This window comes from Heyndrickxia sp. NPDC080065, assembly GCF_050281185.1.
GTDB lineage: Bacteria > Bacillota > Bacilli > Bacillales > Bacillaceae_C > Heyndrickxia.
The window spans coordinates 425203-441321 of sequence record NZ_JBNNWS010000001.1; the positions used below are offsets into that span (position 1 = coordinate 425203).

The 16119-nt window shown below is 35.3% G+C and carries 14 protein-coding genes; 3 read left to right on the top strand and 11 right to left on the bottom strand.

Translation table 11 applies throughout. The features are described from left to right. Positions 1-66: 66 nt before the first annotated feature. The 10 genes from ACQKP0_RS01935 to ACQKP0_RS01980 all read right to left on the bottom strand — a co-directional run bounded on the left by ACQKP0_RS01935 (position 67) and on the right by ACQKP0_RS01980 (position 10825). Positions 67-888, bottom strand: a complete 822-nt coding sequence (locus tag ACQKP0_RS01935) for a GNAT family N-acetyltransferase (RefSeq protein WP_427404118.1) — start codon at positions 886-888, stop codon at positions 67-69. 119 nt (positions 889-1007) lie between these two features. Continuing rightward, positions 1008-1715 (bottom strand): ABC transporter ATP-binding protein, encoded by a 708-nt coding sequence (locus ACQKP0_RS01940; RefSeq protein ID WP_427404119.1) that lies wholly within the window; start codon positions 1713-1715, stop codon positions 1008-1010. Beyond that, complete coding sequence (locus tag ACQKP0_RS01945; RefSeq protein WP_427404120.1) at positions 1715-2494, bottom strand: ABC transporter ATP-binding protein; 780 nt, start codon at positions 2492-2494, stop codon at positions 1715-1717. The genes ACQKP0_RS01940 and ACQKP0_RS01945 overlap by 1 nt, the downstream gene beginning before the upstream one ends. Continuing rightward, positions 2469-3443 carry a branched-chain amino acid ABC transporter permease gene (locus ACQKP0_RS01950; protein WP_427404121.1) on the bottom strand — a complete coding sequence of 325 codons (975 nt, stop codon included), beginning with the start codon at positions 3441-3443 and terminating at the stop codon, positions 2469-2471. Before ACQKP0_RS01950 ends, ACQKP0_RS01945 begins: the two co-directional genes overlap by 26 nt. Positions 3444-3459: 16 nt before the next feature. Further along, positions 3460-4338, bottom strand: coding sequence for a branched-chain amino acid ABC transporter permease (locus ACQKP0_RS01955; RefSeq protein ID WP_427404122.1), 879 nt, complete (start codon positions 4336-4338; stop codon positions 3460-3462). A gap of 233 nt (positions 4339-4571) precedes the next feature. After that, complete coding sequence (locus tag ACQKP0_RS01960; RefSeq protein ID WP_427404123.1) at positions 4572-5777, bottom strand: ABC transporter substrate-binding protein; 1206 nt, start codon at positions 5775-5777, stop codon at positions 4572-4574. A gap of 261 nt (positions 5778-6038) precedes the next feature. Continuing rightward, the gene (locus ACQKP0_RS01965) at positions 6039-7505 is read right to left on the bottom strand and encodes a hypothetical protein (protein ID WP_427404124.1); all 1467 of its coding nucleotides are present in this window, start codon (positions 7503-7505) and stop codon (positions 6039-6041) included. A gap of 2 nt (positions 7506-7507) precedes the next feature. Further along, positions 7508-8956 (bottom strand): sensor histidine kinase, encoded by a 1449-nt coding sequence (locus tag ACQKP0_RS01970; protein WP_427404125.1) that lies wholly within the window; start codon positions 8954-8956, stop codon positions 7508-7510. Next, positions 8941-9630, bottom strand: coding sequence for a response regulator transcription factor (locus ACQKP0_RS01975; RefSeq protein WP_427404126.1), 690 nt, complete (start codon positions 9628-9630; stop codon positions 8941-8943). Before ACQKP0_RS01975 ends, ACQKP0_RS01970 begins: the two co-directional genes overlap by 16 nt. A 430-nt stretch (positions 9631-10060) precedes the next feature. Beyond that, positions 10061-10825, bottom strand: coding sequence for a MerR family transcriptional regulator (locus tag ACQKP0_RS01980; RefSeq protein ID WP_427404127.1), 765 nt, complete (start codon positions 10823-10825; stop codon positions 10061-10063). A 180-nt stretch (positions 10826-11005) separates the two neighbouring features. Between ACQKP0_RS01980 and ACQKP0_RS01985 the strand changes: the two genes are divergently transcribed. Genes ACQKP0_RS01985 through ACQKP0_RS01995 form a run of 3 tightly spaced genes read left to right on the top strand, consistent with a single transcriptional unit; the run spans position 11006 to position 14773 of the window. After that, entirely contained in the window at positions 11006-12118 is a 1113-nt protein-coding gene (locus ACQKP0_RS01985) for an endospore germination permease (protein ID WP_427404128.1), read from the top strand. After that, on the top strand, positions 12096-13598 hold the full coding sequence (locus tag ACQKP0_RS01990) for a spore germination protein (protein ID WP_427404129.1): 1503 nt from the start codon (positions 12096-12098) through the stop codon (positions 13596-13598). Before ACQKP0_RS01985 ends, ACQKP0_RS01990 begins: the two co-directional genes overlap by 23 nt. Next, positions 13595-14773: a Ger(x)C family spore germination protein gene (locus ACQKP0_RS01995; protein ID WP_427404130.1), complete on the top strand. Its 1179-nt coding sequence runs from the start codon at positions 13595-13597 to the stop codon at positions 14771-14773. Before ACQKP0_RS01990 ends, ACQKP0_RS01995 begins: the two co-directional genes overlap by 4 nt. 147 nt (positions 14774-14920) lie before the next feature. Here the strand turns inward: ACQKP0_RS01995 and ACQKP0_RS02000 are convergent, their stop codons facing one another. Beyond that, positions 14921-16117: a cation:proton antiporter gene (locus tag ACQKP0_RS02000; RefSeq protein WP_427404131.1), complete on the bottom strand. Its 1197-nt coding sequence runs from the start codon at positions 16115-16117 to the stop codon at positions 14921-14923. Positions 16118-16119: the final 2 nt, after the last annotated feature.

A 16119-nucleotide genomic window follows, 5' to 3' on the forward strand; every position in this document is an offset into this window, starting at 1 on the left:
ACAAAAAGCCACAATAATATTCTCTTAAGTATTCAAGCACGCATCGACAGCGTGCCTGACCTTAACTCATTTATATTCATAATAATCCTGTGAAACTACGGTTTTGAAACCACAAGATTCATATAATCTTAAGGCATTAGAGTTTGTTGTTTCTACTTCTAAGAAAATAGGAAATCCTTTTTGATATTCATCTCTAATTATTTTTTTCAAAGCTTTTCTTCCGAAACCTCGTCCTTGGTAGTCTGGGAATATTGCAAATCCATAGATCCATGCCTCATCATTCAAATGTTGAACACGGATTTTCCCAACCTTTTGTTGATCTGCTTCGATTAGATAGAATTCTTGAGTATTTTCCTTCTTTATCCGCTGGTTATATACTTTCGCCTCCTCTTCTGAAAAATCAAAGCAGCTTACATCCAATTGGATTTCAGTTTCAAGGTCATCCGGGGTCGAGGTTCTAATGATAATATCTTCCTCTCCTCCCAGATCAATTTCTGACCATTTCATTTGATGTTCAGAAAAAGAGAAATGACATGGGATGGATTGTAAAAATTTCTTCGCTGAAAAAGAATTAGATGGAGCATTTAAAAGGATTGTTTTCACTTTTTCTTTTTTAATTGTGCTGATTGCTTCGGTAAACATCTTAGAAAAAATTCCTTTTCTTCGATAACACGGATGAACCATTCCACACAACTCCATCTTATTACCGAATCCATACAGACCAAGAAATCCGATAAGAAGATCATTTTCATAATGGAAAAAATCTCTTACTTCCTTCTCGTTACGGGTTTCAAGCATATCCCAATTCAATTTTAATTGTATATTCTCCTCTTGTTCACAAACGAGTTGAAGTTTCTTAATATCATCTAATTGAATACTATTTAGCATACTTATAATCCTCCTGCATATTAAATATGTGAATTATTAATTCGACATAGTAACCAATTCCCCCTCTAAAAAACACCTATTCTATAGAAAAAATAGGTGTTTTTAGTGTAGTCACCAGTTTAACGGCCACCAAGGTATGCCATTTTCACTTGATCACTTTGATTTAGTTCTTCTGGTGTACCAGATAGGACGACACGTCCTGTTTCAATTACATAGGCACGATTAGCGATCGAAAGTGCCATATTCGCGTTTTGTTCAACGACCAAAATGGTGGTTCCTGATTGATTGATTTCTTCAATAATTTTAAAAATGGTTTTTACAAGGAGTGGTGCAAGCCCCATGGATGGTTCGTCTAACAAGAGCAGACGCGGCCGTGCCATTAATGCCCGTCCCATCGCTAACATTTGCTGCTCTCCGCCTGATAATGTTCCCGATAATTGCTTTCTTCGCTCAAAAAGGCGAGGAAAGAGCTGATATGTTTTTTCGAAATCTTTCCGGATTCCTGTTTTATCTTTCCGTAAAAAAGCACCTAATTCAAGGTTTTCTTCAACCGTCATATTTGCAAAGACACGCCTGCCTTCAGGTACGTGGGAGATTCCTTTCTTAACAATGGTTTGCGCAGGCTTACCAGCAATAGAGCTTTGTTCGAATAAAATCTCACCTTGCTTCGGTTTTAACAAACCGGAAATGGTTTTTAATAGGGTACTTTTCCCCGCTCCATTTGCTCCGATTAATGTTACAATTTCCCCCGGATTAATCGTTAAGGAGACTTCTTTTAATGCCTGGATGTTTCCATAATATACATTAATATCCTCTACTTTCAGCATTATGAAACCTCCTCCCCTAAGTAGGCTTCGATTACTTTAGGATTGTTTTGTATTTCTGATGGGGTCCCAACCGCAATCAGTTGGCCGTGATCAAGAACATAGATTCGCTTACATACCCCCATAACTAGCTGCATATCATGTTCAATTAACAATATTGTCAAATCAAACTTTTCTCTAATAAAGCTAATTAAATTCATTAATTCCTCTGTTTCCTGCGGATTCATACCAGCGGCAGGCTCATCCAATAAAAGAAGGCTCGGTTTTGTAGCTAGTGCACGGGCAATTTCAAGTCTTCTTTGCTGCCCATATGGTAAATTTTTCGCCTTCTCATATAGATAAGGATCCAGATTAAAAATCTTTAAGAAATCAATGGCTTCTTTCTCCATCTCCCTTTCACCTTTAAAATGCGAAGGAAGACGAAGCATTGAGCTAAAAATACCATGCTTAGCATTGGAATGATAGGCAACTTTTACATTATCCAAAACAGATAGTTCATTGAATAATCTGATATTTTGAAAGGTACGACTTATTCCTTTTCTCGTGATTTGATAAGGAGCAAGCCCGTTAATACGTTTCCCATCAAGCAAAATTATTCCGTCAGTCGGTTCGTACACTCCTGTCAATAAATTAAAAAAAGTCGTTTTTCCCGCCCCATTCGGTCCGATCAAGCCAATTAATTCACTTTTATTTATTTCAATATTTATATCTGACACTGCCTTTAATCCACCGAATGTAATACTTACACTTTCTACTTTAAGCAATGGTTTGTTTGTTTCCATTCTGTGTCCCCCCGCCAACATCCTTACCTTTTTTGAAGAATGAAGTAATTTCTTTTGTTCCTAGTAAGCCTTGTGGACGGAAAAGCATCATTATGATAAGTACAAGAGAATAGATGATCATCCTTGTTTCAGCGTATTCCTGCAGAAATGTAGATACAATCGTTAGGAGAATGGCGGAAATAACTGCACCTGATAAACTCCCTAACCCACCCAAAACAACAATAATCAAAATATCAAATGACTTTAGGAACCCAAAGTTAACTGGCTGGATAATATAAAAATGATGAGCATATAAACCTCCAGCTATCCCTGCAAAGAAAGACCCAATCGCAAATGCTACTACTTTATAATAAGTCGTATTAATTCCCATTGCATCCGAGGCAATTTCATTTTCGCGAATGGAAATACAGGCACGTCCATGTGTAGAATTTGTAAAATTAACAATAGCAATGATGCAAATTAAGAGACAAATGTAGATCCAAGGCCAAGTAGTTAAGTGTGATACTTGCATACCACTTGCACCGCCTACATAGTCAATATTTAACATAACGATTCGAACAATTTCCCCAAACCCTAAAGTGGCAATAGCTAGATAATCACCTTTTAAACGAAGACTGGGGATCCCGATAAAGAGACCAGTAATGGCGGCCACAATCCCTCCTACCAATAAAGCAAGAGGAAAAGGTAATTGAAATTTCATTGTAATAATTGCCGATGCATATGCTCCAATTGCTAAGAATCCTGCATGGCCGATAGAGAACTGTCCTGTTATGCCAATAATCAGGTGGAGGCTTGCGGCTAGAATGATGTTTATCGCAATCGTGAAAAGGGTATTCGTATAATACGGATTAATCATGTCGCCACTTATTAAGAATTGGACCACAACAAAAAATATCAGGGATGCAATGATTGATAGCCAAAAACCTTTTGATTGTTTGAATATGGACATTCCTTCCCCTCCCTTCCTAAACCTTTTCCTTGATGTTTTTCCCAAGTAAACCAGATGGGCGGAAAATTAATATTAAAATGAGAACAACAAAGGCAGCACCGTCTCGCCATAATGAAAATCCAATGGCACTAACAAATGATTCAATCACACCTAAAAGCAGTCCTCCAACCATTGCACCTGGAATAATCCCAATCCCGCCTAAAACAGCGGCAACAAATGCTTTTAATCCAGGGATGAGACCCATTAATGGATCGATTTTGCTATAATAGGTTCCGAAAATAACACCTGCAGCTCCTGCAAGTGCAGAACCAATGGCAAATGTTGCAGAAATGGTACGATCCACACTTATTCCCATTAGTTTTGCTGCTTCGGCATCATGTGAAACAGCTCGCATTGCCTTTCCTGTTTTGGTTTTATGAACAATAAATTGCAGAACGATCATAAGGATAATAGCTATACCAAGAATGATTAATGATTGACTGTTAATCGTCAAACCGAATAGATTAATATTTTTAGTAAGGAGTGTCCCAGCAGGATATGCTTCTGGCTGAGCGCCTCGGAAATATACCATCCCATATTCAATAAGCATCGAAACACCAATCGCTGTAATAAGGGCGGCAATTCTTGTGGTTTTTCGTAAAGGTTTATAAGCAATTCTTTCAATAATAACACCAAGAATGGCGCAAACGACCATGGACAAAATTAAGGCTGGAAAAAATCCCAAATGCAGCATAGTAATGGAATAAAAACCAACAAACGATCCGATCATGAAAATATCACCATGTGCAAAATTAATCAATTTCACAATTCCATATACCATTGTATAACCAAGTGCAATTAGTGCATAAATACTGCCTAGTGAGATCCCGTTAACTAGCTGCTGAATAATCTCCATTTTCTCACTCTCCCTGTAAAAATGGTTGTTTTCGCATAAATTATTTCTTTCTTATATAGTGGCTAACAACTTAATAAAGCTAGGATTCTGGGCATCTTTTCGTAAAATTCCGTTAAATATTTATTGAATGCTAATTTTTTAGGATTTTCAATTTAAAAATTAACTTCGTTTCAAAAAGAGTCTTAAAAATAATTCGATTGAAAAAAGGGGGACAAGCCCCCTACTCTTTCATATTAATTTTGTGGATCAATTTTAGATTCGAATTTTTGTTCGCCATCTACATATCTTAAAATCGTTGCTGATTTAATCGGGTTATGATTTTCATCAAGAGTCATTGTTCCAGAAACTAGTTGAAGACCATTTGTTTCTGCTAGAGCTTTTTGAATTTTTTCTGAATCATTGCTTCCAGCACGTTTGATTGCATCAGCTAAGAAAAACAAAGTATCATATCCAAGTGCATTGAACGTATCAGGAGTTTTATCTTTGTATTTTGCTTTAAATGCTTTTACAAATTCTTGAATCTTTGGATCATTATCTCCGGAAGAATAATGGTTTGTAATAAATGTGTTATTTGTTGCTTCTTTCCCGCCAATTTCAATCAGTTTTGGAGAATCCCATCCATCTGCACCCATAAACGGAACATTTAAGCCAAGTTCACGAGCTTGTTTTAAAATCAACCCAACCTCTTCATAATATCCTGGTACATACACAAATTCTGGATTTTGTGATTTAATACGTGTAAGTGTAGCACGGAAGTCTGTATCTTTTTGGACATATGCTTCCTCTTTGCCTACAATTTTTCCACCATTCTTTTCAAAAGCTTCTTTGAAGGAAGCTGCTAATCCTTTTGAATAATCACTAGAGCTATCGATTAGAATAGCTGCGGTTTTTACTTTTAGTTCGTTGGAGGCGAAGTTCGCTGCTACTGTACCTTGGAATGGGTCGATAAAGCATGTTCTGAAAGCATATTCATTCAACTTTCCTTTATCCACAGTAATTGTTTCACTAGTTCCAGAAGGAGTAATGATTGGAACTCTATTGTCTGTAACAATTTGCATTTGCGCAAGAGTATCTCCCGTCGTTGCAGCCCCAATGATGGCAGATACCTTATCTTTATTTACTAACTTAATAGCTGCACTTGTTGCTTCTGCCGCATCAGATTTGTTATCCACCTTAATAATCTTGATTTTTTTTCCATTTATTCCTTCTTTATTGATCTCATCAAGTGCCAAATTCACTCCTTCAAGGATCGATTGACCGTAAGAAGCTACTCCACCTGATAGTTCAAGGTTGGCACCAATTAAAATCTCATCCCCGCCTTTACTACTTTCACCAGAGCTTTTTTCCGTTCCACAGCCTGCCATAATCCCTGCTGACAATAGAAGTGACATCGAAATTCCTACAAGCTTTCTCACTTTTTCATGCCCCCTTTTAGTCATAATCTTAGCGATTGGAAGAAAGTAATATTATTTTCCCTTCAATCAACTACTAGTATATTAGAACTATTCATAATAATACCACTATTCTGAAGTTATTGTACAAAATTATTTCAATCTAGTCTATATATTCTGACATTTTTAATAATATTATTTTTTTGTAGTAATGGATACTGCTTACTCTACACAATGAAACACGCTATTAAATACAAAAAAACACCTTTCTAGTAATACAAGAACTAAAAAGATGTTTTTATTTCATATTTATTTCTCCTTTAATGGAGTAAACTTCTTCTTTACACTTTCCTCCCACTTGTCGACATAATCCCCAATTGCCCATTCTGCCATTACGATTGAATCCCCTGTTTTTAGCGAGATTTCCTTTAATGGCTTTTCTGAAATATTCCCCTTGTCAATTGCATAGATGTATAATTCATCTTTTGAGACAAGTAGTGCGATATCTTTATTTGGTGAGAGATAGGCATCAATAATCCATGGCAGTTTTGATTTTATTTCTCCCCAAGGGATGTTCATTTCATCGTAATTAATAAGTTTCGAAGGGACCATTAAGTTGATATCGAAATCCTCATAATTCTTAAGACCAATCGGTTGCTTGTAATAAAGTCTCCCTCTCATAATCCAATGACCATTTCGCCTTTCAAGGGTGAAATTCTCTTTGATTGGTTTATTATTAAGCAATTGTGCCCTCTCTCGATCTAGAGAAGCAATAAACACTTCACCCGATCGCAATATTGCGGTGTCAACATCACCACCAGCAACATCAGAAGGCGTAATCCCCTTACCTGCACTAATTTGATCGATAGGTAGCACCTGATATTTTTCTAAATACTCAGTACCAATATAATCATTTCCTACAAACAAAATCTTTCTTACCGTGTTCTCTGTAAGTACATTTCGAGTCTTATTATTAGTTTTTATTTTGGCTGCTGGCTGAAGGATTTCCTGCATTGGTTTGACATATAGACTCCCTCCAGCTCCCTCATCTGCTTTTGCGTATCCCACTTCCCAGAAACCCTTCATGCGTGGGACAAAAAGCTGTTCTTTTCGCAAAATAGGCTTCAGTTTTTTATCTTTAGCGCTTATCCATAATGTCTTGTATTTGTTTTCTGATGAGCGAATGCCCAGTAATACACCTGATTTTAAAAGTTCATTGTCCTTTTTTTCATTATTCACTTTTACCTTCGAATCGGTCAATCTTGATTTTATACTGTTTTCATTTACTTCATCTGACCGTTTGCGTAATGACAAAAAACCACCATCTACATAAACCAATAAAGTACGCGAATCCTTTTTGATTAATTCATAAAATATTTGATTGTTTGATGTAACTGTAATAACATCAATTCTTTTGGAGTGAATTCCTATCTTTTCTAAATTCACTTTGTATTTATTTTGCATATAGTCTAGCGCAGAAACATTGATAATTTTGTATATTGGATTTCTACATTGATCACGACCTAACACACAAACTTTTTGATCAAACATAGCCGTCTTTCCGATATAATGGCGGATATCTTTATAGTCTGCGGTTGGATCGTCTTTTATTGTAATAAATTTTTCAATATCCCATGTACCTTTAACGGTAAGGGCTTTATTTTCTGGAGGAGCGATTTTTCCCTCTATACTAAAATCCTTAACACTGCAGCCAGTTAGAAAAAATATAAATATTCCTATCAAAATGATAAATAACCGATGCATTTTTATTTTCATTATCAAGATACCCCTGCATTTTTTATTTCAAGTGGAAGTTTTACAATCACTTCAGTTCCCACATTTACTTTACTTATAAAAGTTAGACTACCTTTATGCAGTTTTATGATTTCATCACAAATAGACAGGCCAAGTCCAGTTTGTGCTTTACTGTTTTTCCCTTTATAAAATTTCTCAGTGATCCTTGGCAGTTCGTCTTCACTAATTCCACATCCTGTATCTTTAACAGTAATGACGATGGATTGATCCTCATTAAAGGCATTTAAAGTCACAGAACCTTTCGCAGATGTAAATTTAAATGCATTTCCTAAAAGATTGATCAATACTTGTTTAATTCGATCTCGGTCTAATTCGACTAAAGGAAGCTCTCCACAATTGACCTCGAAATGAACATCTTCTCTTACCGCTTTAGGTCTCATTTGTTTTTCTATATAATTTATTATCTCAGAGAGATCTGTCACTTCTTTTTTTAATGTGATCTTTCCTGAAACAAAACTAGAAAAATCAAGAAGCTCTTCCACCATGACAGTCAATCTATCGCTTTCTTTTTCAATGATCGTTAAGCCGTCATCAAAAATTTCTTTTTCGTTGCTATCAACTCTACTAAGGGTAGATGCCCATCCTTTAATGGCAGTTAGTGGTGTTCTTAATTCATGAGAAACGAGGGAAATAAAATCATTTTTAATCTCTTCTCTTTTTTCAACCTCTTCAGCCATATAATTTAATGTATCTGTCAGTCTGCCGATTTCGTCATCTCGTTTTTTCTTAATTCTTATTTTCATATTGCCTCCTGCCATTAACTCCGCTGCATTGGTTACCTCTCTAAGCGGATGAACAATGCTATAAGCAAGTATCAATCCTATCGTTCCCGCAATAACGAGTACGATGACTCCGATGCTAATAAATATGAGAGAAATATTTCGCAGGACTTTATCAACTTCTTTAAGGGAAGTAATAAATCTTAATACACCAACAACTTCATTATCTGATTTTAATGGGTAGGAGACAGTCATCACATTATCCCGCCCATATGATATTTTTCCAATACTTACACCCTTTTTCCCCTTTAATGCATCGTGAAAATCAGAACTGTTGAGTGGATTCTTATACTCTACTCCAACCGAATCCAAAAGAACTCTGCCCGTTAGATCTACAATTTGCACTTCAGCAGACGTTTGCTGCCAAAATACATCTACATGATCAATAATATTTTCTTCTAGGGGAACATTGGAGAAATATTTTGAATAAAAATCAGAGGATGTTTTAATTTGATTGGTTAGCATATTTTCTACATTGTTATAAAAATAGTATCTAGTGAAATAGATAAGGAGGGCTTCAAAGACAACTACACTAATTAGGATAATAAAAATAAAATTCCCAACTAGTCTCGTCTTAATACTGTTTGAAGAAACTCTTTTATTCCTTTTCATAATTTTTATTCCTTCCTCCACCTGTAGCCGGTCCCCCAAACCGTCTCAATAAATAATCCATCCGAATCTTTATCCTCAATTTTAACCCTTAGTCTTCTAATATTTACATCCACTATTTTGTGATCCCCTACAAAATCATTGCCCCAAACGATATCTAAAAGCTCATTTCGTGAAAAAGCTCTGCCTGGATTCTCTATAAAAAGCTTTAAAAGATGGAATTCTGTTGGAGTAAGTGAAAGTTCTACATTATTCTTAGATACTTTCAGTGAATAAGGATCTATAACAAATGGTCCATATATCAAGTTTTCACTTTGCACCTGATCAGCCTTATCTCTCACTCTTCTAAGCAAGGACTTGGCACGAAGAATTAATTCCATAGGATTAAAAGGCTTAACAACATAATCATCTGCTCCCATTTCCAACCCTTGGATTTTGTCTATATCCTGACCTTTTGCTGTCAACATAATAATACCAATATCTGAAAGCTCTTTTCTTAATGTTTCACATACTTGAAAACCATCGATCCCTGGCAGCATCACATCTAATATCACAATATCAGGATGTTCTATTCTAGCTTTAGATATCCCTTCCTCGCCGGATCCAGCTTCTATTACTAAAAAATTGTGCATTTTAAAATTGATGTTTAGAAAGCCTCTAATACTTTCCTCATCTTCAATAATTAACACTTTATGCATAACTTTTTTTCCTCCAACAATCTCTCTCTATTATCCTTACTTTAAGCTCATATTTTAAACTTTATTGTTTGTATTCGCATTTTGGAGGGGGTGCCTCGAAAACAAACTATATAAGAACTTTAAATACTTACTGAAAAAGCATCATTCTATGAAAAACCTTTTCTAAATTTCTATCTCCAAATCCATAATCTCAATTATACAGATTTAAACAAACAGATTGGTTACAAAACTATTAAAATAATTGTTTGGTGTCAGGCACCGCTTGTGGACTTTTCGCTTATTTTTCCACCTCATGTGGACACTTTTTGGGTTATGATGGAAAACTATTCCTTTTTGTCCACCATGGATGGAAAATAACATAAAATGTCCATGAACGGTGCCTGACACCAAAAAGCGACGGGTTCTCCCAGTCGCTTTTTAGATTGCAATATTAATTTTTACGGCTTGTGTAAATATGAATAGCGTCTCTTAAGAATTCTGCCAATCCTGGCTGCTTGACATCATAATACGCTTTGAATCTTTCATCATCCACATACATTTGAGCAATTCCTGCATGGGCATCTTTATTATATTCACTCCAATAAAAGGTAAGCCATTGTTTGTGTAAATCAGCTGCTTTTTGGGCTAGATCACTTGCGGGATCACCAGTTGCAAAGGCTAGCGCAAGTGTTTCTTTCACCTCATTCTCAAGTTTAGTGACTTCCTCGTATTGCTCCTGAGTCATGTTCATTAGTTTCGCATTCGATTGATCAATTGTTTTGTTACCATACTTTTTACGGATTTCTTCCCCATATTTTTTTTCGTTATCATCGATCATTTTTTGCTTGAACCCTTCAAACTTTTCTTTATCAGTCATATTTATACTCCCTTCTCTCATTGCGAGTGTCTTATCTACATTTGCAATTAACAATTCTAATTGTTCTCTTTTTTCAAGGAGTTTTTCACGATGTTCTCTAAGTGCCTTCGTACCATCAAAGGAAGGAGATGTTACAATCCTCTTTATACTGTCTAAGCTGACACCTAATTCTCTGTAGAAAAGAATTTGCTGTAACTTATCTACTTCCTCTTGACCATATATCCGATAGCCTGATGAATTGATTCTTGCCGGCTTAAGAATCCCAATTTCATCATAATATCGAAGCGTTCTGGTACTAATCCCCGCTAATCTACCAAGCTTTTGCACTGTGTATTCCATGTGATCCCCTCCTTAAAATTACGATACACCTTTACGTTACGTTAATGTCAAACACTATTTCAAATATATTTTTAAAAGCTCTATCTCACTCACAAAATTATTCAATTTTTATCCAACAATACATAATCTTCTCGGACTAGGGAATATTACCACGTATTAACTAAAGATGGTGAAAATGTTATGAACGAAAAGGATACTATTACAATTTTCCATTTATCATTATTTGCTATTACAGCAATTGGCTTATATAACCATGTCATCATTATTTCTCAAATATTACAAATGGCTGGTAGAGATGCGTGGATATCAGTATTAATTGGTTTAGGATTTATTTTTGCTTGGCTCCCAATCTTCATCTTTATTCGAAAAGAGACAAAGCAACAGCATGTTTTTCAATGGATAAAGAAGCATCTGGGAACCTTTTATTATTCAATTGTCCTCTTTCTTACAATGTTATATTTAGTTTCCATTCTATTCATCACAATTAAAGAAACCATTGTGTGGACGAATATTACTTATCTACAAGAAACCTCACCCTTTATTTTGTCAACTGTTCTAGTATCAATTTGTGTTTTTGCTGCTTTAACAAGTTTACGAACGATCGCAATCACAAATTTTTTTATTCTCCCGTTTATCATAGTATTTGGTTTTTTTGTTAGTTTCGTTAATTTTCAAGTAAAAGATTTTTCCCTGATTCAGCCCGTTTTAGAGCATGGATTGGAAGGTCCATTAAAAGGGGCTATCTATCCCGTTTCTGGTTTTCTAGAGCTGATTATGGTAATTATGCTGCAAAATAAATTAGAATCGACTTTTCGCTTGAAGCATCTTTATATTATTGTCTTCCTATTAGCTTGGTTAACTACAGGGCCATTAATTGGTTCCATTATTGAATTTGGGCCGAAAGAGGCTGCTAATCAGAGATTTGCTGCATATGAACAATGGGGACTTGCTTCATTAGGAATATTTATTGAACATCTGGATGTTTTATCGATTTATCAATGGATGAGTGGCGCATTTATCCGCTTATCATTATTGCTATTTGTCGTTCCTCATATCTTTAATGTACAAAAGCAAATGACTAAAGTATTTATCATAGGCCTACTCGGACTCAGCGCAATTATTTTTACTCTCTTACCAATCGGTGATATTCAATATTACCAATATCTTAAAAATATTATTATTCCATTTTCCATTGGGTTAAATATTTTAATCATCATATTCATTGTCTTGGGAATCCTTATTTATAAAATAAAGAAAAAGGTGGTAAAAAATGAAAAGGTGGCAAAAAGCTAAACAAGAAAATACCGCCAATCCGCCCATCATTTTTAGTGAAGATCTCATAAAAGGATTATTTGAAAAAAATTCAGATGTACAGTTTGAAACTTTTCATTTCGGGAGGAGCCCATCATTTAAAGTTCTTTTTACTTATTGTGAAGGAATGGTAAACACTGAGGGACTATCTCATTTTGCTACTCATAGATTAAATGAGTTTTTCATCGATAAAGACCTTGAAGATGTAACAGAAGATACGATCAGTAAGAACTTATTTCTTCCTTCCATAAAATGGATTAACGATAAAGACCAACTGATCTCAGATATTTTTACAGGTAGAGTGGCTATCTTTATTGAAGGATACCCATTTTTATTTTCAATTGATTTAATTAAAAGGCCGCAGCGTCAGCCTGAAGAAACGAATATGGAGATGTCTGTTAAAGGACCTCGGGATAATCTTATTGAAGATATTTCGATAAATATGGCATTAATTCGCAAAAGATTACCTACCAATTCTCTTTGTTCAGAAAAACTAGTCATTGGTAAGCGTTCAAGAACAAATGTCTGCGTTGTATACATAAAAGATGTTGCCAATCCAACGATTTTACAAGCATTAATCAAGAAATTAAAGGCAATTGATATCGAAGGCATTATCAATGGTACTCAACTAATGGAATTAGTATTTCCGAAATCGTTACTATTTCCATACCATGATTATAGTGCACGTCCAGATTACATCGTAAGATCCTTGCTGAGTGGAAGAATCGTGATCTTAATCGATGGCATTCCTTATTCAATTATTACTCCAGTTAATTTATTTCTATTATTAAAAAGTGCGGAGGATTTTGAATATGCCTTCTTATATAACAGTTTAGAAAGGCTAATGCGCATTACTGGACTTTTGGTTGCAGGCTTTCTCCCAGCATTTTGGGTAGCACTTACCTTATTTCACCAAGATCAAATTCCTTTGCCGCTCTTGGCTACTATTATTGAATCAAGAAAGGGTGTCCCAATGCCTGCCTTCTTGGAAGCGATCATTATGCTTGTATTATTTGAATTATTTCGTGAGGCTGGGCTTAGGCTCCCAGCTGCAATCGGCCAAACATTAAGTGTTGTTGGCGGTCTGATTATTGGGGATGCAGCTATTTCTGCCGGTATTACAAGCCCGTCTATGCTTGTCGTCGTTGCCGCCTCATCAGTTGCAACCTTTACTTTAGTCAATCAATCATTAATTGGAACCATTACTATTATTCGTGTGGGTGTGCTAATCTTCTCTTCATTTTTTGGATTTTTCGGATTTTTCTTATCCTTATTTTTAATTGTTCTAATGGTAGCTAATATTCGAATATTTGGTGTACCTTATATGGAATTAGCTACAAAAATTAGTATCTCTAACATCCTTAAGGCAACGTTTCGTCTTCCAGCATCACTTTATAAGACTAGACCTCCTATGTTTGATTCAAAGGATAAGACGAGAATGGGGGATGATGATCAATCATGAATAGCCATTTTCTGTTTCGTTTTAAAAGGAAAAACGTAATACTTCTGTTGATTTTTCTTGTTACAATTCAGCTTTTACATGGTTGTTCTGATGCGATAGATCCTGAAAGATTATCGTATGCTTACGGAATTGGAGTTGATTACCAAGACAATGAATACATTATTTATGTCCAGCTTATTAATCTTTCCTTATTAGCGAAAACAAATGGACCTACAAGCAATGAAAACCAGTTGATAATTGGACAAGCAAAAGGGAAAAATGTAGAAGCTGCTTTTTTTAACTTATATCACTCCTCTCAAAGACATATTTATTGGGGAAAACTATCATTCTTTATTGTAACTGAGAATCTTTTAAAGACAGAAGGGATTAGATCTGTAGTTGATATATTTAACCGATTTCCAGATATTCGTTATCAAACGAATATTTTCTCTACTACTGATTCATTATCTGAAATTTTGTCTGCAACCCCGACGGTATATATGTCTGCTGCCTTATCAAAACTCGGCGATCCAGAAAATACGTTTAAACAAAGCTCACATATACAGCCATTAGATTTAAGGAAGCTCATACTTTCAATGGATGAACCAAACTACCAAGCTTTTATCCCTCATATAAACTTAAATAAAAGCGCTTGGAAATCAGATCAAAAAGAGCAACCAACATTTGATTTAAGTGGAGTTTCCATCTATGATAAAAACAAAAAGTTTTTAGGAATTATTAGTGGAAAAGACATTGATGGATATAGGTGGTTATCTAAAAAGTTTGAGAGGAGTCCCTTATTTATTCATGAAAAGGGAAGACCTATTGCTTCTATTGTCATAAACAAAGCGATATTCAAAATTAAACCTATCAAGAAGAAAACAAAATATATTTACCAGATTAGTGTCAAAGCATCAGCAACCCTTTCTGAAATAGATAAAATTATGGACATTTCTAAACTAAAAAATCTAGCTGAAAAAAATATGAAGCAAGAAATTGTTCGTACCTATAAAAAAAGCTTAGAGCAAGGCTCCGATATTTTTCAACTTTCCCATCACTTATATCGAAAAGATGTAAAGGCGTGGAAAAAAATATCAACCAACGGAACAGTCCCCTTAAATGAAGACTCGATACAACTTAATATTAAAATAAAAATAAAAAATACAGGTACAAAACGAGGAAATGTAAGCTTTTAAAAATGGTGTCAGGCACCACTTGTGGACTTTCCGCTTATTTTTCCACCTCATATGGACACTTCCTGTGTTCTGATGGAAAACTATCCCTTTTTGTCCGCCATGGATGGAAAAAACATAAAATGTCCACGAACGGTGCCTGACACCAGTTTATGTCTGATTGCTCCATTTAAAGATTTTGTTTAAAAAGTTATAAATCGCTTTCGATTCTTTAGTCATTAATGGACCTAATATGGCTAGTATGAGGACATAAAGGGCAGTAAATGGTTTTAATATTGGCATTAATCCGCCTGCTAATCCTAAATTAGCAACAATGATGGAAAACTCACCTCTTGAAACGATAGTCAGTCCTATATTTGCAGAGGCTTTATGTGATAATCCAGCTTTCCTGCCCGAAATCATGCCAGCGATAAAATTACCGATTATCGTAACAACAACAGCACCTAAAGCAATCCAAATAGCACCGCCAAGTGAAAATGGATCAATGGTTAATCCGAAGCTAAAGAAGAAGATAGCACCAAAGAAATCTCTAAAAGGAACAACCAAATGCTCGATTCGTTCTCGGTGTTCAGTTTCTGAAAAAACAAGACCTAATAACAAGGCACCGATTGCTTCAGCAACGTGGATTGTTTCTGAAAAACCTGCGACAAAGAATAATGAGGCAAAAATAACAAGAATAAAAATTTCATTTGAACGGATATTGAGGAGCTTATTTAAAAGTGGTGCTCCTTTTCGAGCAATAATAAAAAATAAAATCATATATCCGAGGCAAATGAGTACGGATCCGATTGTGCCCAGTATAGATGTAGAATCTCCTAATAGTAACCCAGACATTACGGATAAAAAAACAGCGAGGAATATGTCATCGAACAAAATAATTCCTAAGATTAGCTCAGTCTCTGAATTGGCTGTTCTCTTTAAATCAACGAGAACTTTCGCTACAATCGCACTTGAAGAAACGCTTAGCAGTCCAGCGATAATAAGAGTTTCTAAAAATGGGAATCCGACTAAAAATCCATAGAGCAATCCTAATATAAAATTCATAGAAACATAGATTGAACCGCCAATTACAATAGAGCGACCAGAACGAATTAATTTTCCTACAGAGAATTCAAGTCCAAGATAAAAGAGTAAAAAGAGGACACCTATCCGGCCTAAAAAAGCGATAATCTCAGAGCTTTCGATAAATTTGAAGCTAATAACTCCAATCGTTGGAGCGTGTGGGCCTACTAACATTCCTAATAAAATCAAAAACGGTATAATTGAAAACCTCAATTTACCTGCTAAAATAGCGGCTAAAGCAACTAACAATAATGCAGTTCCAACTTCTAAAACTAAGTGATTCATCT